This is a genomic window from Streptomyces aureoversilis (genome assembly GCF_042657885.1).
GTDB classification, from domain to species: domain Bacteria; phylum Actinomycetota; class Actinomycetes; order Streptomycetales; family Streptomycetaceae; genus Streptomyces; species Streptomyces aureoversilis.
In genome coordinates this window covers 1-22,994 of record NZ_JBHSKJ010000005.1, presented here as the reverse complement: position 1 = coordinate 22,994, position 22,994 = coordinate 1, and the positions used below count along the sequence as shown (strand labels likewise).

The window sequence follows — 22,994 nt, the reverse complement described above, 5'->3', positions numbered from 1 at the left end:
CGCCGTGGGGCGGATCGCCGCAGGGCGGGGCACCACGGGGCTGATCACCATGGGGTGGTCACCCTCGTCACCCTCTGAGCTTGTAGCCGAAGCCGCGGACCGTCTCGATCCGGTCCTGGCCGATCTTGCCGCGCAGCCGCTGCACGTGGACGTCGACGACCCGGGTGTCGCCGCCCCAGCCGTAGTCCCACACCCGCTCCAGCAGCCGGTCGCGGGAGAGCACCGTGCCGGGCGCGGCGGAGAACTCCAGCAGCAGCCGCATCTCGGTCGGGGTCAGCGCGACGGGCGCGCCGCCCTTGCGGACCTCCATGCCCTCCGTGTCGACCTCCAGGTCGCCGAAGCGCAGCACGCCGCCCTCCAGCTCCTCCGGGGTGTCGGCCCCGGCGGCGCCGTTCGGGCCGCTGGCGTGCCCGAAGCGGCGCAGCACGGCCCGTATGCGGGCGACGAGCACGGCGCCGTCGAAGGGCTTGGTGACGTAGTCGTCGGCCCCGGCCTCCAGGCCCAGGACGACGTCGATGGAGTCCGCGCGCGCCGACAGCATGATCACGGGAACGGTCGACTCGTCACGGATCCGGCGGCAGAGGCTCACCCCGTCCAGGCCCGGGACCATGACGTCGAGCAGCGCGATGTCGGGCTTGCGGGCGCGGAACTTCTCCAGCCCCAGCAGCCCGTCCGGCACCGCGGTCACCTCGAAGCCGTCGCGCTCCAGTGCCAGCTGGGTCGCCTCACGGATGACGTCGTCGTCCTCCACGAAGAGCACATGCGTATCGGCCACGCTGCCCTCAGCCCTCCGTCCCCACGCTGGGGAGATCGCCCTTGTCGGTGTTGCCGACCTTGCTGTAGTCGGTGTGCGTGCGACCGGTCTCCCGGAACTCCGTACCCGACCAGTGGTACGTCATGACATCTTCGCCCGAGGCGCAGCAGACCGCGTCACCGGGGCCGTACACCTGCTTGGTGACGCGGAGGTCGCGGCGGTCGATCTCGGAGTAGACGGGCGCCTGCTCGATCATGAACACGTTCTCGTAGGAGCCGTCGCTCTTCGCACGGTACACATATGAGCCCACGCCCACGGAATCGCCGCACGTGAGGATGTTGACGATGATGTCGTCACGGCTGCCGTCGGTCAGCTTCCCGTAGATCACGTCCAGCGGGTACTGGTTCTTCACGCACGGCTTCAGGTCCTTCTTGACCTGGCTGCCGATCTTCGGATCGTTCTTGATCAGCTTTACCGCGTCGATCTTCTCGTGCGGCCGGTCCGCCGTCGCCGAGGCCGAGGGCACGCGGGTCGGCTTCGCCGCGGACTGCGTCTGCGCGGTGCCTTCCTTGCGGACGCCCTCGCTGCCCGCATCGCATCCGGCAAGCAGAAGACCGGCGGCCGCGGCCAGCGCTGTGACCGTGCCGCCGGTGATCAGTACCGGCCTGGGGGGAGCCGCCTTTTTCAGGCTGCGCACCGTTCCTGCCCCCGCTCGTTGCGCTCGAGGGCGTGGAAGTCCAGGTCGCGGCTCTCCAGCTCCTGGCGCAGCCGGGCCAGGGCCCGGTGCAGCGTGCTCTTGACCGTGCCGGTCGACATGCCGAGCGCCTCCGCGGTCTCCTCGGTGCTCATCTGCTCCCAGTGTCGCAGCACGACGACGCTGCGCTGCTTGGGCGCCAGGACCCCGAGGACGTCCATCAGCAGGGCGCGGTCGGCGTGCTGCTCCGTGCTGTCCTCGACGCTCGCGTCGGGGAGCTGCTCGGTGGGCACCTCGTCGAGCTTGCGGGCGCGCCACCACTCCGTACGAGTGTTGATCATGACGCGGCGGAGGTAGGCGTCGGCCAGCGACTTGTCCGCTATGCCTTCCCAGCGGCCGTAGGTGCGCACCAGTGCGGTCTGGAGGAGGTCCTGGGCGTCGATGGGGTCCGGCACGAGACGGCGGGCGCTGCGCAGGAGGGCGTCCTGACGGTTGCGCACGTACTCCTCGAAGTCCAGAACCTTGCCGCTGCTGGCCATCTCGCAGCCTCCATTCCGCTTGCATTCCCCGCGTCACGCTGGTGGTCTCCCAGCACGGGTAGGACGCTACGGAGGAGCTGTTGCGACGTGATGTGCGGCAGCACTGCGGCAGGTGCACAGCTGTCCATAGGTTGTGTAACAGCGGTGCGGGAGCAGGGGCGGTAGGGCGTGAAAAGGGGGCTCTGTCCCGTTCGGGAGCCCCCTTTCGCGGTTACGTGAGCGGCAGCCGGTACCTGCCGCCGGCCAGCGGCTCCACCAGGCCGTCCGCCACCAGCCCGTCCAGCGCCCGGGCCCGCTGCACCGGCTCGTCCCACACCGCGTCCAGCACCACCTGCGGTACGGGCTCCATCGCCTCGCGCAGCACCGCGAGCAGCTTGCCGCGCACCTGCCGGTCCGTCCCCGCGTACGTCTGGCCGCGGCGCGGCGGGCCGTCGTGCGCGGGGGATCCCGCGGCGCGCCAGGCACACCGGTCGGCGATCGGGCAGCGCCCGCACACCGGCGTGCGCGCCGTGCACACCAGAGCACCGAGCTCCATGGTCGCCGCGGCCCAGCGGGCGGCCACCGGCTCGGTCTCCGGCAGCAGCGACCGGGCCAGCTTGCGCTCGGCAGCGGTGGTCGCGTTCGGCGGGTACTGCGCGCCGCTCACGGCGCGCGCGAACACCCTGCGCACGTTGGTGTCGAGGACCGCGTGCCGCTGCCCGTAGGCGAAGGAGGCCACCGCGGCCGCCGTGTACTCGCCGACGCCCGGCAGGGCCAGCAGCTTGGCGTGGTCGCGCGGCACGTCGCCGCCGTGCACCTCCGTGATCGCCATCGCGGCGGCGTGCAGCCGCAGCGCCCGCCGCGGATAGCCCAGCCGGCCCCACGCGCGCACCGCCTCCCCGGGCGGCTCAGCCGCCAGGTCCGCCGGGCGCGGCCAGCGCGCGAGCCACTGCTCGTAGACGGGCAGCACCCGGCTGACCGGCGTCTGCTGCAGCATGAACTCGCTGACCATCACGCCCCAGGCGCCGGCTTCGGGGCGGCGCCAGGGCAGATCGCGGGCGTTCGCGGCGAACCAGTCGATGACCGGGCCGTGGAGCTCCCCGGGAAGGGGCTCGGAGGAGGACTCGGAACGGGTGGTGGTGCGGTCTGTGACAGTCATGGCGCTTCCGATCCTGGCACGGCCGCGCACGACGGAGAAACGCGCCGGGCCCCGTTTCCCCTGACTTTCGTCTGACTTTCGTCAGGGGTGCGCGGACGGGCCGGCTTGTACCGTCGGACCGGTGAGCCGCCGCACGATCACCGCCTCGCCCGGGGCCCTGCCCGACGCCCTGCTGTGGGCGGTGCTCGCCGTGCCCGGCGCACTCGCGGACCTGACCGGCGTGAACGCGCCCCGGCCCTGGTGGCAGAGCGCGGCCGGCGCGGCCGTCCTCGCCGTGGCCGTGGCCGCCTCCCGGGCCCGCCCGGTGCTCGCCCTGGCCCTCGCCGCCGGACTCGGGCTCGCCACGTCCCCCTCCCTCTTCACGCTCTCCTACGGGCCCGCGCTCTCCGTCCTCGCCTACCTGCTGGGCCGCCGCTCGGCCGCCGCCCGCCCCGCGCTGTACGCCTTCCCGGCCGTCGCGGCCGCCGGCACGCTGCTCGTCCTCGCCCGCGACGTCGACCCCGTCGTCGAATGGCTGGTTCTGACCGGCACGTTGCTCTTCGGCGCGGTCTTCCCCTGGCTGGCCGGCCGGTACCGGCGCCAGGCCCGCGAGCTCGTCGCCGCGGGCTGGAGCCGGGCGGCGCAGCTGGAGCGCGAGCAGGAGATCGTCGCGGACCGGGCCCGGCTGCGCGAACGCACCCGCATCGCCCAGGACATGCACGACTCCCTCGGCCACGAACTGAGCCTGATCGCCCTGCGCGCCGGGGCCCTGCAGGTCGCACCCGGCCTCGACGCGGCGCACCGGGCGGCCGCGGCGGAGCTGCGCGAGGCCGCGGCATCGGCGACGGACCGGCTCCGCGACATCATCGGCGTCCTCCGCGACGCCGGCCCGGCCGCGCCCGCGCCGCTGACCCCGCCGGACGACTCGCTCCGCGCCCTCGTGGACCGCGCGGCGGCCTCGGGCCTGCCCGTACGCGCCCGGCTGTCCCGCGGGACGGCGCTGCCCCCGCTCGTGGAGCGGGCCGCGTACCGCGTCGTCCAGGAGGCGCTGACGAACGCGGCCAAGCACGCGCCGGGGGCGGAGGTTTCGGTGACCGTGACGAGCGGGGCGGGGGAGACCTCCGTGACGGTCGTGACCGGCCCGGGCCCCGGGCCCGCGGCCGCGTCCCCGGCACCCGGAGGCGGTACGGGCCTGCTGGGCCTGCGGGAGCGGGTGGCGCTCGCGGGCGGCGAGTTCACGGCGGGCCCCTCCGGGGACGACGGCGGGTTCGAGGTGAGCGCGCGGCTGCCGCACGAGCCGGGGCTCGGCCCCGCACCCCGGCCCCCGATGGCCGGAGGGTCCGGACAACCGGCGGGCCTCGCACAGGCCCACCGCACCGCCCGGCGGCGGTTCGCCGTCCCCTTCGCCCTCGCGGCAGCCGCCGGTGCCGTCTTCGTCGCCGCGGCCTTCGGCTGGTACGCGTACGTCAAGGGCCACTCGGTCCTGAAGCCCGCCGATTACGCGGCCTTGGACGTCGGTGCGCCGTACGCCGACGTCGCGCCGTTCCTGCCGGACCGGCAGGTCGCCGACCCGCCGGCCGACCGGGCCCCGGTGGGTCCGCCCGCCGGCGCGGAGTGCCGCTACTACCGGGCGAGCGGCGAACTCTTCGTCAGCGTCGACCATTTCCGGCTCTGCTTCCGCGACGGGCACCTCGTCGCCAAGAGCCGCATCCCGCGCGCCGGCGCCTCGGGCGCCGTGGAACAGGAAGAGAAGGAGTGGCCGCGGTGAGCACCGTCAAAGTCCTCGTCGCCGACGACGAGGCGATGATCCGCGCCGGAGTCTGCGCGATCCTGTCCGCCGACCCCGGCATCGAGGTGGTCGCGGAGGCGGCGGACGGCCACGAGGCCGTCGAAGCCGCCCGCGCCCACCGCCCGGACGTGGCGCTCCTCGACATCCGCATGCCCCGTCTGGACGGCCTCGCCGCCTGCGAGGAGATCCGCCGCAGCGCGCCCGGCACGGCCGTCGCGATCCTCACCACCTTCTCCGAGGACGCCTACGTCTCCCGCGCCCTGGGCGGCGGCGCCACCGGCTTCCTGCTCAAGTCCGGCGACCCCTACGAACTGATGGCCGGTGTCCGCGCCGTCGCGGACGGCGGCGCCTACCTCTCCCCCAAGGTCGCCCTGCACGTCATCGCCGGGCTCGGCGGCGAGCGCCTGACGCGCGGAGCCGCCGCCCGCGCCCGGATCGCCGGGCTGACGGCCCGCGAGCGCGAGGTCCTCGCCCTGCTGGGCGAAGGGCTCCCGAACGCCGAGATCGGCCGGCGCCTCCACCTGGTGGAGGGCACCGTCAAGGGCTACGTCAGCGCGGTCCTCGACCGGCTGGGTGTCGGCAACCGGGTGCAGGCCGCGATCGTCGCCCACGAGGCGGGGCTGGTGACCGGTTCGGCCGTGGGCTGACCGGCCCCCCGATTGGTCGGCTCCGGCCGGACGCGGTGGAATGGGGCCATGAGCGATACGGAGCAGCGGCCGCCGCGCGAGATCCGGGCGGCTCTCGACGCGCACTCGACCCTCACCCTGGCCTACGCGGACGAGGACGGCCCGCAGGCGTGCGCGGTGCTCTACGCCCTCGCCGGGCCCGCCGACCCGGCCGGACCGCCCGGCGACGACGCCACCGCGCTGCTTTTTGTCACCTCGGCCACCACCCGGCACGGCCGCGCCCTCGTCGCCGCGAGCACGGGCGACCCGGGCGCGGGCGCCCGGGTCGCGTTCACCGCCCAGCGCGACGGGCAGGTGTGGACGGCCCTGACGGGCCTTCAAGGGCGCGGCACCTGCCGCCGCCTGGAGGGCGCGGAGCGCGAGGCCGGGTGGCGCGCGTACACCGAGCGCTTCCCGTACGTCGACCACAACGACCGGCTCCGGCAGGCGATGGAGCGCACCGACCTGTGGGAGCTGCGCCCCGACTGGCTGCGGCTGATCGACAACGGCCAGGGCTTCGGCCACAAGACGGAGTGGACGCGCCCCACGGCGTGAGGCCCGCGTGAGCCCTGCGGGACCTTACGCCCGCACCAGCACCCGCAGCCGCCCCCGGCCCGCCCGGTCCACGAGCGAGGTGGCCCACCGTGCGAGCAGCAGCCCGCCCAGGAGCGCCACGGCGGCACCGAGCAGGAGGCCCACGGCCACGTCGTGCGGGTAGTGCACGCCGAGGAAGACCCGCGAGAAGGCGACGAGCAGGGCCATGGGCAGCACGGCCCACGCCAGCACCCGTCGTGCGAGGACGATTCCGGTGGCCAGCGCCGCCGCGAGCGTCGCGTGGTTGCTGGGGAACGACCAGTCGCCGTGCGGCGGGCAGGGCGCGAGCGAGGCGACCGCGCCCCGGACCGCCCGGCACGGCCGCTCCTCGTCGACCAGGATCTTGACGATCTCGCTGATCCCGTAGGCGACCGCGGTCGTGACCGGTACGAGCAGCGCGAGGGCGACGCCGCGCGCCCCCGTCCGCCTGTTGCGCCACCAGACGGCGACGGCCACGGCCATCAGCAGCAACAGCCCGGCCTCCGTGCCGATTTCCGCAAGGCTGTGCACCCACTCCGGTGTGGAGCGGGCGAATTCGGTGACGTCGCGATAGAGGTCGTTGTCCACGGTGTCCATGGTTCCGGGAGCCTACGGTCCGTCACTTCGGCGCCACACCGGGCTATCGGCAGGCAGTCCATCCGACTTTCGTCAGGCGGCGGCCCGCGAAAACCGCCTGACGGCGGGCTGATGATGAGAAAATCGGGCACCCACCCGGCGGGTATGGGCTGGTGCCCCCGCCGATGTCTCGTAGAGTCTTCGCGTGGGATCTCTGCGCAATCCGATCGGGCCGCTTCCCTCCTCCATCTATTGGCGGCGGAGGGCAGTTGCGCTTGGCCTGCTCGGCCTTCTCGTTCTCGTCGGGCTCTGGTTCGTCACCCTCGGGGGTGACGGTGGCTCAGGTGATGACCAGGGCAAGGGCTCGGACGGGAAGAACCCGGCCGACAACACCACCATCACCCCCGGACCGGTGCCCTCCGGCCCGCACTTCAGCCAACGCCCGGGCGGGCGCGGCGAGTCGGGCAGCGGCGGCACCGGCGGCGGTGCCGGTGACGGCCGCTCCGGCGGCGGCGCCGCGGGGACCGGTGGTTCCGGCACGGGCGGCGGCGGGACGACGGGCACGGGCGGCGGCGGCAGCGGCGCGCTCGGCACCGGCGACGGCAAGGCCGTTCCGGCCGGCTCGTCCCTGCCCGACTGCGGGCCCGGCTCGGTGCGGCTCGCGATCCGCAGTGTGAAGGACTCCTACGGGCCCGACGAGAAGCCGAAGTTCGAGATCGTCGTGAAGAACTCCGGCGGAAGTGCCTGCAAGGTGAACTTCGGTTCCACCGCCGCCATTCTGAAGATTGCGCATATCGACGGGGACGACCACGTGTGGGCCTCCGACGACTGCCCCCGTGCCACGGGCGCGGTGCTGGTCGAGCTCCCCGGTTCGGGCGAGACGAAGCGCACGGTGGAATGGGACCGCAAGCGCAGCGCCCCGCGCTGTGCGACGCCTTCCGGCGAGGGTGCGGCGGGTGCCGGTAAGTACCGGGCCGAGGTCAGGATCGCGGGCGTCACCGAAAAGGTGGAATTCACCCTGGAGAAGGCCTGACGAAAAGGGTTGACGACCGGGCGTGCGGCCGCGCCGCCCGGCCGTTCGACCCGGGTGCGGCGGGAGCCGTACGGCCGATCCGTCCTGAAGGGGACGTTCGAGGGCCCGGCCCTCGGGTGCGGGGGCTTCTGACGGAGGGTCCTCTGACGGACGGACGCAGGGTCCTCAGGCGGCGGGCGCAGGGGCCTCAGGCGTACGCAGAAGCCTCAGACGTAGCGTTCGAGGATCGAGGACTCCGCCAGCCGCGACAGCCCCTCGCGGACCGAGCGGGCGCGGGCCTCGCCGACGCCGTCGACCGTCTGCAGGTCGTCCACACTGGCGGCCAGAAGCTTCTGCAGCCCGCCGAAGTGGTCGACCAGCCGCTCTATGATCGCGCCCGGCAGGCGCGGCACCTTCGCCAGCAGGCGGTAGCCGCGCGGCGAGACCGCCGAGTCCAGCGTCTCCGGAGAGCCGCTGTAGCCCAGGGCGCGCGCCACGATGGGCAGTTCCAGCAGCTCGGGGTGGGTGAGGGCGTCCAGCTCGGACAGGGCCTCGGGGACCGTGCGGGTGCGCTTGGCGGTCGGCTCCGGCACGTAGTCCCGCACGACCAGGTCGCGCTCGGGCTCGACGCCCGCGATCAGCTCGTCCAGCTGGAGGGAGAGCAGGCGGCCGTCGGTGCCCAGCTCCACCACGTACTCCGCGATCTCCGTGGCGATGCGGCGCACCAGCTCCAGGCGCTGGCAGACCGCGGTCACGTCGCGGACGGTGACCAGATCCTCGATCTCCAGGGCGGAGAGGGTGCCGGCGACCTCGTCCAGCCGGAGCTTGTAGCGCTCCAGGGTGGCCAGGGCCTGGTTGGCCCGGGAGAGGATCGCCCCGGACTCCTCCAGCACGCGCCGCTCGCCACCCACGTACAGCGCGATCAGACGCATCGACTGGCTGACGGAGACCACGGGGAAGCCGCACTGGATGGAGACGCGCTGCGCCGTACGGTGCCGGGTGCCCGTCTCCTCGGTGGGGATCGACGCGTCCGGCAGGAGCTGCACGCCCGCCCGCACGATCTTGGTGATGTCCTTGTCGAGGATCAGGGCGCCGTCCAGCTTGCAGAGCTCGCGCAGGCGGGTGGCGGTGAACTCCACGTCCAGGACGAAACCGCCCGTGCACATGGACTCCACCGTCTTGTCCATGCCCAGGACGATGAGACCGCCCGTATTGCCGCGGAGGATGCGTTCGAGGCCGTCGCGCAAGGCCGTGCCGGGCGCGACGGCGCTCAGCGAGGCGCGCATCAGACCGTCGGCACCGGAGGAACCCCCGGCCTTGCCGGGGCCCGATGCCCGGTCGTTGGCTGCCACTGCACTCCTCCGGTCGCAAGGTCAACGGTGCCGCAGGCCGCCCTGCTATCCGTACGTACGGGCGAGACCAGGGCAAAGTCTACTGGCGTATGCGGGCGTCCAGCCTATTCGTCCAGCCTATTAAAGAGGGCCCCCACCCGCTTGGACAGGGCTCTCCCCGGCTCGGTCGTCCGACCCGGCTCTGCGCCGGTTCTCCCGGGGTACCCGCTTGGGCAGCACTCGAAGCGCCTCGCCTATGTCCGCCACCTCCACCACGCGCATGCCGGCGGGGACCTTTCCGGGGTCGCCCGGGACCAGTGCGTGGGTGAAGCCCAGCCGGGCCGCCTCCGCCAGCCGGCGCTGCACTCCGGTGACCCGGCGGACCTCGCCGGCCAGGCCCACCTCGCCGATCGCCACCAGGTTCTTCGGCAGCGGGGTGTCGCTCGCGGCGCTCGCCAGGGCCAGCGCCACGGCCAGGTCCGCGGCCGGCTCGGACAGCTTCACGCCGCCCACCGTGGCGCTGTAGATGTCCCGCTTGCCCAGCGCGCTGATCCGGCCCCGCTGCTCCAGCACCGCCAGCATCATCGACACCCGCGAGGTCTCCAGGCCCGAGGTGGTGCGGCGGGGCGAGGGGATCTGCGAATCGACCGTCAGCGCCTGCACCTCGGCCACCAGCGGGCGGCGCCCCTCCAGCGTGACCGTCAGGCACGTGCCCGGGACGGGCTCGTCACGGCGGGTGAGGAACAGGCCGCTCGGATCGGCCAGACCGGTGATGCCCTCGTCGTGCAGCTCGAAGCAGCCGACCTCGTCCGTCGCCCCGTAGCGGTTCTTCACGCCGCGCACCAGGCGCAGCCGCGCGTGCCGGTCGCCCTCGAAGCTCAGGACCACGTCGACCAGGTGCTCCAGCAGGCGCGGGCCCGCGATCGCGCCGTCCTTGGTGACGTGACCGACCAGGAGCGTGGCCATGCCCCGCTCCTTGGAGGCCCGGATCAGCGCGCCCGCCACCTCGCGCACCTGCGCCATGCCGCCCGGGGCGCCGTCGATCTCCGGCGAGGCCACCGTCTGCACCGAGTCCAGGATCAGCAGGGACGGCTTGACGGAGTCGAGGTGGCCCAGCACGGCGGCCAGATCCGTCTCCGCCGCCAGATAGAGGTGGTCGTCGATCGCATTGATGCGGTCCGCGCGCATGCGCACCTGGCTCGCGGACTCCTCACCCGTCACATAGAGCGTGCGGTGCTCCTCGGACGCGGCCTTCGCCGCCACGTCCAGCAGGAGCGTGGACTTGCCGACGCCCGGCTCGCCCGCGATCAGCACCACCGCACCGGGCACGAGCCCGCCGCCCAGGACGCGGTCCAGCTCGTCCACACCCGTGCTGCGCGCCGTGGCCTGCCGGCCGTCGACCTGGCCGATGGGCAGCGCGGCCGAGGAGACCCGGCCGGGCGCGGTCGTCCGCACGGCGGGCGCGCCGTACTCCTCGACCGTGCCCCACGCCTGGCACTCGGGGCAGCGGCCGAGCCACTTGACGGTGGTCCAGCCGCACTCGGTGCAGCGGTAGGAGGGCCGGTCCTTGGCGGACGAGCGAGAAGTGCGGGCAGCCATGCGAGCCACCGTAGCGGGGGCCACTGACATTCCGGGGCCCCCGTCCGGCACGGGGTGCGCAGGGCTCCGTCCATTACCAGAACCGCGGAGCCGTCTGTTTCTGCGGTCCGGCGGGGCTTCCCCCGCAAACACAGGGGGGACAGCGCAGCCGTGTCCCTATTTTGTGGGAGAACGTCACCCGAATGGGTTAAACCTGCGTCGGCAGTGGCGGCAACGGCCCGTCACCCGCCTACCGTCGCCGGGATGATGACCAGGAGGCCAGAGCACCGACCGCATGCCACCGGCGCGCACCGCGCACACCGCGGTGCGCCGCGCGAGGCCCGCCCGCCTCGGGACAATCAGAACGCACAGCCGGCCTACGAGGAGCAGCCGGAGTACGAGGCGCAGCCCGCCCACGAGGCCGCGGCGGCCGCCGCCGCGGTGGCCGAGACGGCCCGCATCCCCGCCGTGCCCGCCGGCCCGCACGACACCCTCGCCCAGCAGCCGCCCCTCCGCTACGACCCCCACCTCGACGGGCTCTTCACCTACTGCCTGTCGGTGCTGTGCGAGCACGACGCCGCGACCGCCGCCCTCGGCGAAGCCCTCGCCCTCGCCGAGAAGCGGGCCGAGCGCGCCCCCGCCGACGAGGAACTGCGCCGCTCCTGGCTCTACGCACTCGCCCGCTGGGCCTGCCTGCGCCGGCTCGTCGCCCCGGAGAACCCGGACGCCCCGGGCTCCGAGCCGCCCGCCCAGCCGGATTCCTACCGCCGGGCCGAGCTCGCCCTGCTCGCCTGGCCCGAGGCCGCCGGGACCACCGCCGAGCAGCGCGAAGCGCTCGAACTGGCCGTCCGGCACGGCCTGACCGCCCCCGAGGTCGCGGCCGTCCTCGGCCTGGAGACCGAGGACGCGCGCGCCCTGATGTCCTCCGCGGCCTGCGAGGTCGAGCGCACGCGGACGGCGCTGGCCGTCGTGGAATCGGGCCGCTGCCCCGTCGTCGCCCGCTTCGCGGGCGACACCCAGGTGCTGCTCGGCGCGGCCCTGCGGCGCGAGCTCGTACGGCACGTCGACGACTGCGCCGACTGCCGCCGCACCGCCGAGCGGTCCACCGCCGGCGAGCCCTGGCCCGGTACGACCGCCTCCTCGGCCCCCCTGCCCCTCCTCCAGGCACCCCGGGCCGCCGCCTACGCCGCCATGCTGTCCGCCGTGAGCGCGGGCCGGCAGCGCGGCGCCCAGGCGCCCGCCGCACCCCGCTTCGACCGGCGCGGCTACCCCGTCGACCCCAAGGACCGCACGGCGCGCCGCGGCCGCCTGCGCAGCCGGGCCGTCACCACGACCGTCGTCGCCACGGTCATCGCCGCGCCCGTGCTCGCCCTGTGGGCCGCGTGGAGCGGCGCGCCGGAGACGGGGGAGACGCGCCCGGACCCCGCGGCCGTCGCCTCGAAGGAGTCCGGCGCCACCGGCGAGCGCCCCTACCGGGGGCCGGGGCCCGCCCCGCGTCCGGTCGGCACGGGCGCCACGCCCGGGCGGGTGGTCGCCGGGGTCTCGGTGGCGGTCATCGGGCCGGACGGCAGACCCGTACCGCCCCCGCGGCCCGGCACCGCCCCGCCCTCCCCGGCGGGCGGTGCCGCCGCGCCTTCCGCGCCGCCCGCCGCCCGGGCGCCCGGCCCCGGCCGGCTGACCGTCGCGGCGCAGCCCAGCGGAACCGCCACGGTCGTCACGCTGACGGCGAGCGGCGGGCAGGCGGTGGTCTGGTCGATGACGGCCGACGCGCCCTGGCTGCGGCTGAGCCGGCCGGGCGGCGTGCTGCAGCCCGGGCAGACCGTGACCGTAGTGATCGAAGTCGACGGCGAGCGGGAGCCGGTGGGGCCGTGGCGCGCGCGGGTGACCGTCGCGCCGGGCGGCACGGCGATCACGATCGACGGCCGGGGCCGCCCGGTGGTCTCGTCCCCCGCGGCGACCCAGCCTCCGGCGACGCCGGCAGGCACACCCCCGGCACCGGCGGGCTCGACACCGCCGTAACCCGAGCCCGGCTCGGCACCGCCGGGCTCCGCCGCTGTGGTGGCGCGCCGTTGCGGCGGATTCAAGGGTGCGTGCACCAGGCCCTCATGCCGATCCGGCGATGCATCCTCCGCCGCGACGGCGCGCAACCACGATGTCGCGGCCCGGCGGTGCCGGACCGGCCGACAGGCACCCTGGCGGCAGGCCCGCCGCCTGGTGTCAGGGCCGTGCGTCCGCTGGATGCGGCAGGCGCCTATGCCGCCGGGCCATGCATCCTCCGCCGCGACGGCGCGTAACCACGATGCCGCAGACCGGCGGTGCCGGACCGGCCGCCTGGTGTCAGGGCTGCGCGTCCGCCCTATGCGGCAGGTGCTCATGCCGAGCCGGCCATGGATCCTCCGCCGCGACGGCGCGCCACCACGACATCGCGGCCCGGCGGTGCCGGACAGGCCGGCCGCCCCCTGGCAGCACGCCCGCCGCCAGGCACCCCGTGGTTACGGGCGGGCGTCCGCCGGATGCGGGGCCATCGGCAGCAGCGCAGCCATTCGCTCCTCGCAGAGCTCGACCAGCCGCTCGTAGGCCTCCTTGCCCATCATTTCCGTGAGCTCCGGCCGGTACGTCACGTACACCGGGTCGCCGGCGCCGTGCGCCGACGTCGCCGAGGTGCACCACCAGTGCAGGTCGTGGCCGCCGGGGCCCCAGCCGCGGCGGTCGTACTCCCCGATGGAGATCTGCAGGACGCGCGTGTCGTCCGGCCGGTCGATCCAGTCGTACGTCCGCCGCACCGGCAGCTGCCAGCACACGTCCGGTTTGGTCTCGAGCGGCTCGCGGCCCTCCTTCAGGGCCAGGATGTGCAGCGAGCACCCCGCGCCGCCGGCGAAGCCCGGCCGGTTCTGGAAGATGCACGAGCCCTTCCAGCGGCGCGTCTGGCGGTCGCCGTCCTCGTCGAGCTGGGTCCAGCCGGAGTCCGTGCCCACGTCGTGGAACTGCCAGATCTCGGGCGTGAGCCGCGCCACGTGCCCGGCGACCCGCTGCTCGTCGTCCTCGTCGGAGAAGTGCGCGCCCAGCGTGCAGCAGCCGTCGTCGGCGCGGCCGGCCTGGATGCCCTGGCACCCGCTGCCGAAGATGCACGTCCAGCGCGACGTCAGCCACGTCAGGTCGCAGCGGAAGACCTGTTCGTCGTCGGCCGGGTCCGGGAACTCGACCCAGGCGCGGGCGAAGTCGAGCCCGACCTCGTCGGAGACCTCCGGCCGCTTCGCCGGTGCCACCGGGGCCGCTGCCGCCACCGGGGCCGGCGCGTTCTTCGAGGTCACCGAGGTGCTGGAGGCCGCGGCGGAGCGGTCGCGCTTTTTGCCCTGCTTGCCCTGCTTGGCCTTCTTCGTCTTTGCCACCCCACAAGCCTATGCGCCCCCGGCCCCCGCAGTAGCGTTCAGGCCATGAGACTCGGTGTCCTCGACGTGGGTTCGAATACGGTCCATCTGCTCGTGGTGGACGCGCACCCGGGCGCGCGCCCGCTGCCCGCCCACTCGCACAAGGCCGAGCTGCGCCTCGCCCAGCTCATCGACCGGGACGGGGCGATCAGCGACAAGGGCATAGACCGCCTCGTCGCCGTACTCCAGGACGCCCTGCAGGCCGCCGAGGACAAGGGCTGCGAGGACGTCCTGCCCTTCGCCACCTCCGCGGTCCGCGAGGCCGCCAACGCCGACACGGTCCTGGCCCGGGTGCAGAAGGAGACCGGTCTCACGCTGCCGGTTCTGACCGGCGACGAGGAGGCGCGCCTGACCTTCCTGGCCGCCCGCCGCTGGTTCGGCTGGTCGGCCGGAAAGCTTCTGGTGCTCGACATCGGCGGCGGCTCCCTGGAGATCGCCCTCGGCCTGGACGAGGAACCGGACGCCGCCGCCTCCCTCCCCCTCGGCGCCGGCCGCCTCACCACCGCCTGGCTGCCCGGCGACCCGTCCGACCCCACGGACGTCCGGGCCCTGCGCCGCCACGTCCGGGCCCAGATCGCCCGCATCGTCGGCGACTTCGTGCGCCTCGGCCCGCCCGACCGCGTCGTCGCCACCTCCAAGACCTTCAAACAGCTCGCCCGCATCGCCGGCGCCGCCCGCTCCACCGAGGGCCTCTACGTCCAGCGCGCCCTCGGCCGCCGCGCCCTGGAGGACTGGGTCCCCCGGCTCGCCACCATGACCACGGCCCAGCGCGCCCAGCTGCCCGGCGTGTCGGAGGGCCGGGCGCACCAGCTGCTGGCCGGGGCGCTGGTCGCCGAGGGCGCGATGGACCTGTTCGGGGTGGACGAGCTGGAGATCTGCCCGTGGGCGCTGCGGGAGGGGGTCATCCTGCGCAGGCTGGACCATCTGCCGACGCCGGGGGAGAACTGACGGGGAACGGACGGAGAACCGACCCGCCGCACCGGGGAAGCGAGAGGGAGAGCCCACCCGCCGCATCGGGGAGAGCTGACCCGCCACATCGGAGGTACCCGCACACCGTACGAGAGGCGGTCGTACGCTGTCCTTCGTGACAGAGCCAGTGGTGCGCATCCCGGATGCGAAGGTCGCGCTGTCCACGGCCTCGGTCTATCCCGAGTCGACGGCGACGGCCTTCGAGATCGCCGCACGCCTGGGCTACGACGGTGTCGAGGTCATGGTCTGGACCGACCCGGTCAGCCAGGACATCGAGGCGCTCCGCCGCCTCTCGGACTACCACCAGGTGCCGATCCTGGCCGTGCACGCACCCTGCCTGCTGATCACCCAGCGCGTCTGGTCGACCGATCCGTGGGTGAAGCTCCAGCGCGCCCGGGCGGCCGCCGAGAAGCTCGGCGCGAGCACCGTCGTGGTGCACCCGCCCTTCCGCTGGCAGCGCGGTTACGCCCGCGAGTTCGTCCGAGGCGTCTGGCGGATGGCCGACGAGACCGACGTCCGCTTCGCCGTCGAGAACATGTACCCGTGGCGCTACCGCGACCGCGAGATGCTCGCCTACGCGCCCGACTGGGACGTCACCAAGGACGACTACCGCCACTTCACCGTCGACCTCTCGCACACGTCCACCGCCCGGACGGACGCCATCGCGATGATCGACCGGATGGGCGACCGGCTCGCCCACGTCCACCTCGCCGACGGCAACGGCTCCGCCAAGGACGAGCACCTCGTGCCCGGCCGCGGCAAGCAGCCCTGCGCCGAGCTGCTGGAGCGCCTCGCGACCCGCGGCTTCGACGGCCACGTGGTGATCGAGGTCAACACCCGGCGCGCGATGTCCGCGGCCGAGCGCGAGGCCGACCTCGCCGAGGCCCTCGCCTTCACCCGGCTGCACCTGGCCTCGCCCAGCCGCGTGCCGCGGCCGTGAGCGCGCCAGTGGCGGGCGGGGCCGCGGCCGGTGCCGGAAGTGGTGGTGCCGGAAGCGGCAGTGGCGCCGGAGCCGGCGGCGCCGGAGCCCCCAGGAGGCGCGGGCGGCCCGCCCGGACGGACGCGGGCAGCGGCCCCGGCGCCCGCGAGCGCATCCTCGCCGCCGCCCGCGCCGAATTCGCCGAGCGCGGCTACGACAAGGCGTCCATCCGCGCCATCGCGAGGGGCGCGGACGTCGACCCGGCGCTCGTCCACCACTACTACGGCCCCAAGGAACAGATCTTCGCGGCCGCCATCGCCACCGACTTCGCCCCCGCACTCGAAGCGCCGGACGTCGTCCAGGCCGGCGGCCCGGACGCCCTGGGGGAGCGGCTCACCCGCTTCATCCTCGGCGTGTGGGAGAACCCGGACACTCGCGAACAACTGCTCGCGATCGTCCGCTCGGCCGTCGCCAACGAGACCGCCGCGGCCGTCTTCCGCGACCTCGTCACCACCCGGCTGATGGCCCGCATCGCGGGCGAGCTCGACATCCCCGACCCGAAGCTGCGTTCGGAGCTGGCCGCGGCCCACCTCGTCGGCGTCGCCATGCTGCGCTACGTGATCAAGGTCGAGCCGCTGGCGTCGGCGGATCTGGAGCAGGTGATCGCGATGGTGGCGCCGGCGGTGCAGCGGCACCTGGCGGGAGGCGTGTGACGGCGCCCGGCGGGGCAGGGGCAACGGCGCCCGCGCCGCCGCCGACGCGCGCCCCGGCCTGCACCGCGGACGCGCGTCTCACATGGCGGAAAAACTGTCCGAACCCTGGAGGGCGGGCGTAGGCTCGAAGGACGCCGACACGTCGATACGCCGACGCGGCGCCACACACTGCGAGGAGTGGAGCAGGATGCCCGAGCTGAGGTCCCGCACCGTCACCCACGGCCGCAACATGGCGGGCGCCCGCGCCCTCATGCGGGCCTCGGGCGTAGCGAGCGAGGACATCGGCAAGCCGATCATCGCCGTGGCCAACTCCTTCACCGAGTTCGTCCCGGGCCACACCCACCTCGCCCCGGTCGGCCGGATCGTCTCCGAGGCGATCAAGGCGGCGGGCGCGGTCCCGCGCGAGTTCAACACCATCGCCGTCGACGACGGCATCGCCATGGGCCACGCCGGCATGCTCTACTCGCTGCCCTCCCGCGACCTCATCGCCGACTCCGTCGAGTACATGGTCGAGGCCCACTGCGCCGACGCCCTGATCTGCATCTCCAACTGCGACAAGATCACCCCCGGCATGCTGATGGCCGCCATGCGCCTCAACATCCCCGTGGTCTTCGTCTCCGGCGGCCCCATGGAGGCCGGCCAGGCCACCCTCGTCGACGGCACGGTCCGCAAGCTCGACCTCATCAACGCCATCGTCGACGCGGTCAACGAGAACGTCTCCGACGAGGACGTGCTGCGCATCGAGGAGAACGCCTGCCCGACCTGCGGCTCCTGTTCCGGTATGTTCACCGCCAACTCCATGAACTGCCTCACCGAGGCCATCGGCCTCTCCCTGCCGGGCAACGGCTCCGTCCTCGCCACGCACACGGCCCGCAAGGCCCTCTACGAGAACGCCGCCCGCACGGTCGTCGAGATCACCAAGCGCTACTACGAGGACGGCGACGACTCCGTCCTCCCGCGCAACATCGCCACCCGCGCCGCCTTCGACAACGCCATGGCCCTCGACATCGCCATGGGCGGCTCGACCAACACGATCCTGCACCTGCTCGCCGCCGCCCAGGAGGCCGGGCTGGACTACGACCTCAGCGACATCGACGCCGTCTCGCGCCGCGTCCCCTGCCTCGCCAAGGTCGCCCCGAACGTCGCCCCCGGCGGCACGTACTACATGGAGGACGTGCACCGCGCCGGCGGCATCCCCGCCATCCTCGGCGAGCTCTACCGCGCGGGCCTCCTCAACGAGGACGTGCACACCGTCCACTCGCCCGGCATCAAGGAATGGCTGGAGGCGTGGGACGTGCGCGGCGGCTCGCCCACCCCCGAGGCCGTCGAGCTGTGGCACGCCGCCCCCGGCTGCGTCCGCTCCGCCACCGCCTTCTCCCAGTCCGAGCGCTGGGAGTCCCTCGACGTGGACGCCGCGGGCGGCTGCATCCGCGACGCCGCCCACGCCTACTCCAAGGACGGCGGCCTGGCGGTGCTGAAGGGCAACCTCGCCGTGGACGGCTGCGTGGTGAAGACCGCCGGTGTCGACGAGTCGATCTGGACCTTCGAGGGCCCGGCCGTCGTCTGCGAATCGCAGGAGGAGGCGGTCGACAAGATCCTCACCAAGTCGGTGAAGGAGGGCGACGTCGTCGTCATCCGCTACGAGGGCCCGCGCGGCGGCCCCGGCATGCAGGAGATGCTCTACCCCACGTCCTTCCTCAAGGGCCGCGGCCTCGGCAAGGCCTGCGCGCTCGTCACCGACGGCCGCTTCTCCGGCGGCACGTCGGGCCTGTCGATCGGCCACGCCTCGCCGGAGGCGGCCTCGGGCGGCACGATCGCCCTGGTGCAGGACGGCGACCGCATCCGCATCGACATCCCCAACCGCTCGATCGAACTCCTCGTCGACGAGCCCGAGCTCGCCGCCCGCCGCGAGGCCCTCGGCGGCACGTACGCCCCGAAGAACCGCGAACGCAAGGTCTCGGCGGCGCTGCGGGCGTACGCGGCGATGGCGACGAGCGCGGACCGGGGCGCGGTGCGGGACGTCAGCCTTCTGGAAGGCTGACTGACGGGCTTGAGCGGGCGGGCTTGAACGCTGGCAGCTCGTAACCCGTCGGCGCTGCCGGACCGGGAATGTATGGGTGCCGGGAACCGGCACCATCCTTCCGCCGCGATGGTGAGCGACCCCGACGGCGGTGACCGGCGGTGCCGCACCGGGCGAGCCCGGGCAGTTCTCGGTTCGGCCGGTGGCCGACGTCAGTGCCAGCTCGCCGGGTCCCGGGCGCTCACCGCGAACACCGTGCCGTCCGGCGCCGCACCGAAGACCCGGCCGTCCGCCGCGACCGGCGCCGGCAGCAGATCGAGGTAGCCGCGCCCGGCCCGGGTCAGGCGGGGGGACGTCTGCCCGAGCAGCGTCCCCTTGGCCGTGCCGACGGCCAGCAGCCGTCCGTCCGCCGCCGAGAAGTACACCCGGTCGCCGTCGGCGGCGACCAGCGCGGACGCATTGGCCACGGACGTGTCCAGCCGCCACAGCTGCCCCCGGCGCTCAGCAGTCCCCACAGCCGTCAGCCCGCCGTCCGTGGACAGCAGATACACCGCGTCACCCCGGGCCGCAGCGACCGCGCTCGCCACGTTGAGCGGCGTCGCGAGCGGCACGCGTGTCTCGCGCCGCGTGCCCGGCTCGTACCGGACGACGGCCGCCACCCGGTTGTCCTTGTCGGGAGCCGTCAGCAACAGCGCACCGCCCGCTCCGGCCCCGGCCCCGACCGCGGTCAGGTCGCCGTCGGCCGTACGGTCCCACAGCGTCGTCCCCCGCGCCGGGTCGACCGCGAGGATCCGCGTGCGGTGGCGGCCCTGACCGGCCGGCGCCACGGCGTACACCGGCCCCCGGCCGTAGAACGAGAAGACCGGCTTGGACCGCTCCGGCAGCCCCAGCCCGTGCCGCCAGCGCTCCTTGTTCGTACCGCCGTCGACGGCCGTCACCGTTCCGTCGGCGGCGACCAGCAGCACGGTGTCGCCCGCGTGGTACACCCGGCCGCGGTACGCGGACACGTCCCGCGTCCAGCGCGGCTCACCGCCCGCCGGGTCCAGTGCCGACAGCCGCCCGCCGTCCCCCGACAGGACGTGGACGAGACCGCCGGAGACCACGGGGGCGGGGACGGCAGCGGTGGAGGCGGCCCCGGAGCCTCCCTCGTCGGCGCTCCTCCGCCAGGCGACCTTGCCGTCGGCGGCGTCGATACGAGCCGCCTGCACACCTCGCGCGGAGCAGTACAGCGCGTCCCCTCCGTACACACAGGACCCCGCCCGCACCGTGCCGTCCCCCGCCGCAGCCTCCGGCACGACGGACGTCTCCCACGGCCGCCAGTCCGCCGAGGCCATGGTGGGCCCCGTCTGCAGCGGCCGGTCCGCATCGCCGCTGCGGCTCAGCGCCCACGTCCCGCCGGCGACGAGCGCGGCGGTCGCGAGACCGGCGGCGACGAGCCACGGCAGACGGCGCCGCCGCCGGGGGAGGGGAGAGGCCGGGGCGGCGGGCCCGGAGAGAGAAGAGGGAGGAGAGGGAGGAGAGGAGGAAGAAGGGGGAGAGGCCGGGGCGTCCTCGCGAGCGTGGGGGACGCGGACATGCGTCGGCACGGACGCGTCCGGCCCGGCCGCCTCGACGAGACGCCCCCCGCCGTACTGCGGAACCCGCGGCAGCCGAGCCATGATCTCGTCCGGCGTCGGACGCTGCTCCGGCTCCTTCGCCAGGCAGTCCTGGATCAGCGGTACGAGATCGGCCGGCACCCCCGTCAGATCCGGCTCGGTGTGCACCACCTGGTACGCGACGATGTACGGGCTCTCCGACTCGAACGGCCCCCGCCCGGTCGCGGCGTGCACGAGCAGCGAGGCCAGCGCGAACACATCCGCCGCGGGCCCCACCTCGCGCGGCCGCTGGAACTGCTCCGGCGCCATGAACGGCGGCGTACCGATCAGCTTCCCGGTCTCGGTCCGCAGCTCGCTGTCGTAGGGGCGGGAGATGCCGAAGTCGATGACCTTGGGCCCGTCCTCGGCGAGCAGCACGTTGCTCGGCTTGAGATCCCGGTGCACGACGCCGGCCCGGTGGATGTCCCGCAGCGCCTCGGCCAGCCCGGCCGCCAGGCGCCGCACCTCCGCCGGTCCGAGAGGCCCGTTCCGCTTCACGCGCTCGGAGAGGGTGGGCCCGGGGATGTAGAGGGTGGCCATCCAGGGCCGCTCGCCGTCGGGGTCGGCGTCCACCAGGGGCGCGGTGAACGCGCCGCTCACGCGCCGGGCGGCCGCGACCTCCTGCCGGAACCGCGCCCTGAACTCGGGATCCTCCGCGTACTCGGCGTGCACCACCTTGACCGCGAGGCGCATTCCGGAGGAGGAGCGGGCCAGGTGCACGACCCCCATGCCGCCGGAGCCGAGACGCCCTTCGAGCCGGTACCGGCCGGCGAATTCCGGATCCTCCGCTTCCGGGCCCGTCCCGGCACTGCGCAGCGGCGGCATTCCCCCACCCCCGTTGTCTGTCGGCCGCGAGGTGCGCGGCTTCCGGAGCCTAATCGATGACATCCGGCAATCCCGGGAAGCCGTGCCGCGCCTTGCTAGCCTGCACTGCACATGACATTGCATGTCTTTGATCTACACAGCATTGATCAACACGTCATTGATCGACGGTGAACGCTCAAGCGGGGGAGGGGCCGAAAATGGCCACCAGCGAGATCAACGAGACGGATGGGGCCGACGGGATCGACGGCGCCGGCAGTGCCGGAAGTGTCGGCAGTGCCAGCAGTGTCGGCCACGCAATCGAGAACGACGCGCTGTCCGCCCGGTCGGCGGCCGGCACCATCTACTACCCGGTCGCCCCGGGCGAGCAGGTCAACGTACGCCGCGGCCCGAACACCGGCAGCCAGATCGTCCGCGTCCTCCCGGAGGACTCCCGCATCGCGATCCGCTGCCAGACCCGCGGCGAAACGATCACCGGCCCCTACGGCACCACCGACATCTGGGACAGCATCGCCCCCGGCCAGTACGTGTCCGACGCGTACGTGAAGACGGGCAGCGACGGCTTTGTGACCATCCGCTGCTCCTGACGGCGGCTTCCGGCGGCTCCTGCCGGCTCCTGACGCTCCCGTCGGCTTCTGACCTCGGCCGGGATAATCGAGACATGAGCGAAGAGCTGCCGGAAGGACCCCAGCCGGAACCGATCAGGTTCTTCGGCACCACGTGGCTGAATCACGACGGCGGGTACGCGCTGCGCCGCGTCGGCGCGGGCCTCGGCGCACTGGCCGCCGCCGCGGCGGGAGCACTGGTCCTCCGCTTCGGCTACGAGGGCCTGGCCATCGCCCAGGTGGGCGGCCTGGTCAACACCATGGTGGTCGTCGCGTTCGCGGTGTGCAGCGCCCTGGCCTTCCGCCGCACCTGGGAACGCTTCGGCCGCCGCCCCGACCCCGGGGCCGACCCCCACGCCGAGCGGTCGATGCAGAGCCTGATGATGATCGGCTTCGTCGGCGCCCTGCTCGCCTACGCGCTCCGCACGCTCAAGGAAGCACCCGGCGAGCAGCTCCACCGCCGGGAGTACGAGGAGGCCGTCGCGCGGTACGAGCGGCGGGGCGAGCGGAAGCGCCGCCGCAAGCGCTAGGGGGAGCGCCGGGCGAGCGCCGGGCGAACACCTCAGGGGGGTGGCAACACGGCCCCCAAACCTCGTGTAGTGTTCTCCGAGTTGCCGCGGGGTCCGCAAGGACAGCGGGGCAGCCACTCGAGCCGCACCGGCGGCAATCACCACTGCACGGCCCCTGAACGGGATGGATTTCGGTGTGCCGAAATTCGGACTGTGAAGGCCTCGGACTCCGATTAGGAGTCACCGGGGAAATCCGCTAAAGTAGTGATCACGCCGGAAGGCGCGAAACAAACCCCGCTCCAACAGGGGGCCGGAAACGGAATTCGGACCGGAAACGGACCGGAAAACGGATCTGGTAAGGTTGGAAACAACGAAGGGAAGCGCCCGGAGGAAAGCCCGAGAGGGTGAGTACAAAGGAAGCGTCCGTTCCTTGAGAACTCAACAGCGTGCCAAAAGTCAACGCCAGACTATAAAATACCCCGTCCTCGGTCAGTTCTGACCGGGACGCGGTTCCTTTGAAAGTCCTGCCGGTCCTTCGGGAGCGAGCAGGCAACACAGCGAGGACGCTGTGAACGACCGGGATTATTCCTCCTGGTCGTTCCGCTCAACGCGAGTGTCACACCGGATTACCGGTAAACATTCACGGAGAGTTTGATCCTGGCTCAGGACGAACGCTGGCGGCGTGCTTAACACATGCAAGTCGAACGATGAAGCCCTTCGGGGTGGATTAGTGGCGAACGGGTGAGT

The 22,994-nt window shown here is 73.6% G+C and carries 20 protein-coding genes and 1 rRNA gene; 12 read left to right on the top strand and 9 right to left on the bottom strand.

The features are described 5' to 3' along the window. Nucleotides 1-67: 67 nt before the first annotated feature. The 4 genes from cseB to ACFPP6_RS10070 all read right to left on the bottom strand — a co-directional run bounded on the left by cseB (nt 68) and on the right by ACFPP6_RS10070 (nt 3,125). Nucleotides 68-775 carry a two-component system response regulator CseB gene (gene cseB / locus ACFPP6_RS10085; protein ID WP_382039289.1) on the bottom strand — a complete coding sequence of 236 codons (708 nt, stop codon included), beginning with the start codon at nt 773-775 and terminating at the stop codon, nt 68-70. 7 nt (nt 776-782) lie between these two features. Beyond that, nucleotides 783-1,451: a hypothetical protein gene (locus ACFPP6_RS10080; protein ID WP_382039287.1), complete on the bottom strand. Its 669-nt coding sequence runs from the start codon at nt 1,449-1,451 to the stop codon at nt 783-785. Then, nucleotides 1,439-1,987, bottom strand: coding sequence for a SigE family RNA polymerase sigma factor (locus tag ACFPP6_RS10075; RefSeq protein ID WP_058045648.1), 549 nt, complete (start codon nt 1,985-1,987; stop codon nt 1,439-1,441). The genes ACFPP6_RS10080 and ACFPP6_RS10075 overlap by 13 nt, the downstream gene beginning before the upstream one ends. Before the next feature lie 211 nt (nt 1,988-2,198). Continuing rightward, nucleotides 2,199-3,125: an HhH-GPD family protein gene (locus tag ACFPP6_RS10070; protein WP_382039285.1), complete on the bottom strand. Its 927-nt coding sequence runs from the start codon at nt 3,123-3,125 to the stop codon at nt 2,199-2,201. Nucleotides 3,126-3,246: 121 nt separating this feature from the next. Here ACFPP6_RS10070 and ACFPP6_RS10065 point away from each other — a divergent pair, with 121 nt between their 5' ends. From ACFPP6_RS10065 to ACFPP6_RS10055, 3 genes are read left to right on the top strand one after another with little or no spacing between them, the layout of a single operon-like run. Beyond that, on the top strand, nt 3,247-4,872 hold the full coding sequence (locus tag ACFPP6_RS10065; RefSeq protein ID WP_382039283.1) for a sensor histidine kinase: 1,626 nt from the start codon (nt 3,247-3,249) through the stop codon (nt 4,870-4,872). Between the two features lie 35 nt (nt 4,873-4,907). Beyond that, entirely contained in the window at nt 4,908-5,540 is a 633-nt protein-coding gene (locus tag ACFPP6_RS10060; protein WP_382040113.1) for a response regulator, read from the top strand. Nucleotides 5,541-5,588: 48 nt separating this feature from the next. Further along, a complete protein-coding gene (locus tag ACFPP6_RS10055; protein WP_382039281.1) occupies nt 5,589-6,113 on the top strand; it encodes a pyridoxamine 5'-phosphate oxidase in 525 nt (174 codons plus the stop codon). Nucleotides 6,114-6,137: 24 nt separating this feature from the next. Here the strand turns inward: ACFPP6_RS10055 and ACFPP6_RS10050 are convergent, their stop codons facing one another. Continuing rightward, entirely contained in the window at nt 6,138-6,728 is a 591-nt protein-coding gene (locus tag ACFPP6_RS10050) for a phosphatase PAP2 family protein (RefSeq protein WP_382039279.1), read from the bottom strand. A gap of 184 nt (nt 6,729-6,912) precedes the next feature. Between ACFPP6_RS10050 and ACFPP6_RS10045 the strand changes: the two genes are divergently transcribed. Continuing rightward, entirely contained in the window at nt 6,913-7,740 is an 828-nt protein-coding gene (locus ACFPP6_RS10045) for a hypothetical protein (RefSeq protein WP_382039277.1), read from the top strand. A 206-nt stretch (nt 7,741-7,946) separates the two neighbouring features. Here the strand turns inward: ACFPP6_RS10045 and disA are convergent, their stop codons facing one another. Together disA and radA are read right to left on the bottom strand one after the other, a co-directional pair. After that, nucleotides 7,947-9,071, bottom strand: coding sequence for a DNA integrity scanning diadenylate cyclase DisA (disA, locus tag ACFPP6_RS10040; protein WP_058045652.1), 1,125 nt, complete (start codon nt 9,069-9,071; stop codon nt 7,947-7,949). A 120-nt stretch (nt 9,072-9,191) separates the two neighbouring features. After that, a complete protein-coding gene (radA, locus tag ACFPP6_RS10035; RefSeq protein WP_382039275.1) occupies nt 9,192-10,649 on the bottom strand; it encodes a DNA repair protein RadA in 1,458 nt (485 codons plus the stop codon). Between the two features lie 243 nt (nt 10,650-10,892). Between radA and ACFPP6_RS10030 the strand changes: the two genes are divergently transcribed. After that, nucleotides 10,893-12,647 carry a BACON domain-containing protein gene (locus ACFPP6_RS10030; protein ID WP_382039273.1) on the top strand — a complete coding sequence of 585 codons (1,755 nt, stop codon included), beginning with the start codon at nt 10,893-10,895 and terminating at the stop codon, nt 12,645-12,647. A gap of 473 nt (nt 12,648-13,120) precedes the next feature. On the opposite strand, the gene ACFPP6_RS10025 is transcribed toward ACFPP6_RS10030, so the two are convergent. Then, nucleotides 13,121-14,017, bottom strand: a complete 897-nt coding sequence (locus ACFPP6_RS10025; protein WP_382039271.1) for a DUF3109 family protein — start codon at nt 14,015-14,017, stop codon at nt 13,121-13,123. A gap of 45 nt (nt 14,018-14,062) precedes the next feature. On the opposite strand from ACFPP6_RS10025, the gene ACFPP6_RS10020 reads away from it, so the two are divergent. The 4 genes from ACFPP6_RS10020 (at nt 14,063) to ilvD (ending at nt 18,698) form a co-directional block, all read left to right on the top strand. After that, the gene (locus tag ACFPP6_RS10020; protein WP_382039269.1) at nt 14,063-15,004 is read left to right on the top strand and encodes a Ppx/GppA family phosphatase; all 942 of its coding nucleotides are present in this window, start codon (nt 14,063-14,065) and stop codon (nt 15,002-15,004) included. A gap of 136 nt (nt 15,005-15,140) precedes the next feature. After that, nucleotides 15,141-15,965: a sugar phosphate isomerase/epimerase family protein gene (locus ACFPP6_RS10015; RefSeq protein WP_079110629.1), complete on the top strand. Its 825-nt coding sequence runs from the start codon at nt 15,141-15,143 to the stop codon at nt 15,963-15,965. Further along, the gene (locus ACFPP6_RS10010) at nt 15,962-16,657 is read left to right on the top strand and encodes a TetR/AcrR family transcriptional regulator (RefSeq protein ID WP_382039267.1); all 696 of its coding nucleotides are present in this window, start codon (nt 15,962-15,964) and stop codon (nt 16,655-16,657) included. The genes ACFPP6_RS10015 and ACFPP6_RS10010 overlap by 4 nt, the downstream gene beginning before the upstream one ends. 187 nt (nt 16,658-16,844) lie before the next feature. Next, nucleotides 16,845-18,698: a dihydroxy-acid dehydratase gene (gene ilvD / locus ACFPP6_RS10005; protein WP_382039265.1), complete on the top strand. Its 1,854-nt coding sequence runs from the start codon at nt 16,845-16,847 to the stop codon at nt 18,696-18,698. Between the two features lie 191 nt (nt 18,699-18,889). Here the strand turns inward: ilvD and ACFPP6_RS10000 are convergent, their stop codons facing one another. Next, nucleotides 18,890-21,136 carry a protein kinase domain-containing protein gene (locus ACFPP6_RS10000; RefSeq protein WP_382039264.1) on the bottom strand — a complete coding sequence of 749 codons (2,247 nt, stop codon included), beginning with the start codon at nt 21,134-21,136 and terminating at the stop codon, nt 18,890-18,892. A 197-nt stretch (nt 21,137-21,333) separates the two neighbouring features. Here ACFPP6_RS10000 and ACFPP6_RS09995 point away from each other — a divergent pair, with 197 nt between their 5' ends. The 3 genes from ACFPP6_RS09995 to ACFPP6_RS09985 form a co-directional block, all read left to right on the top strand. Next, nucleotides 21,334-21,720 (top strand): SH3 domain-containing protein, encoded by a 387-nt coding sequence (locus ACFPP6_RS09995; RefSeq protein WP_382039262.1) that lies wholly within the window; start codon nt 21,334-21,336, stop codon nt 21,718-21,720. Nucleotides 21,721-21,794: 74 nt separating this feature from the next. Continuing rightward, a complete protein-coding gene (locus ACFPP6_RS09990) occupies nt 21,795-22,268 on the top strand; it encodes a hypothetical protein (RefSeq protein ID WP_382039260.1) in 474 nt (157 codons plus the stop codon). Nucleotides 22,269-22,886: 618 nt separating this feature from the next. Then, a 16S ribosomal RNA gene (locus tag ACFPP6_RS09985) occupies nt 22,887-22,994 on the top strand; the annotation flags it as partial.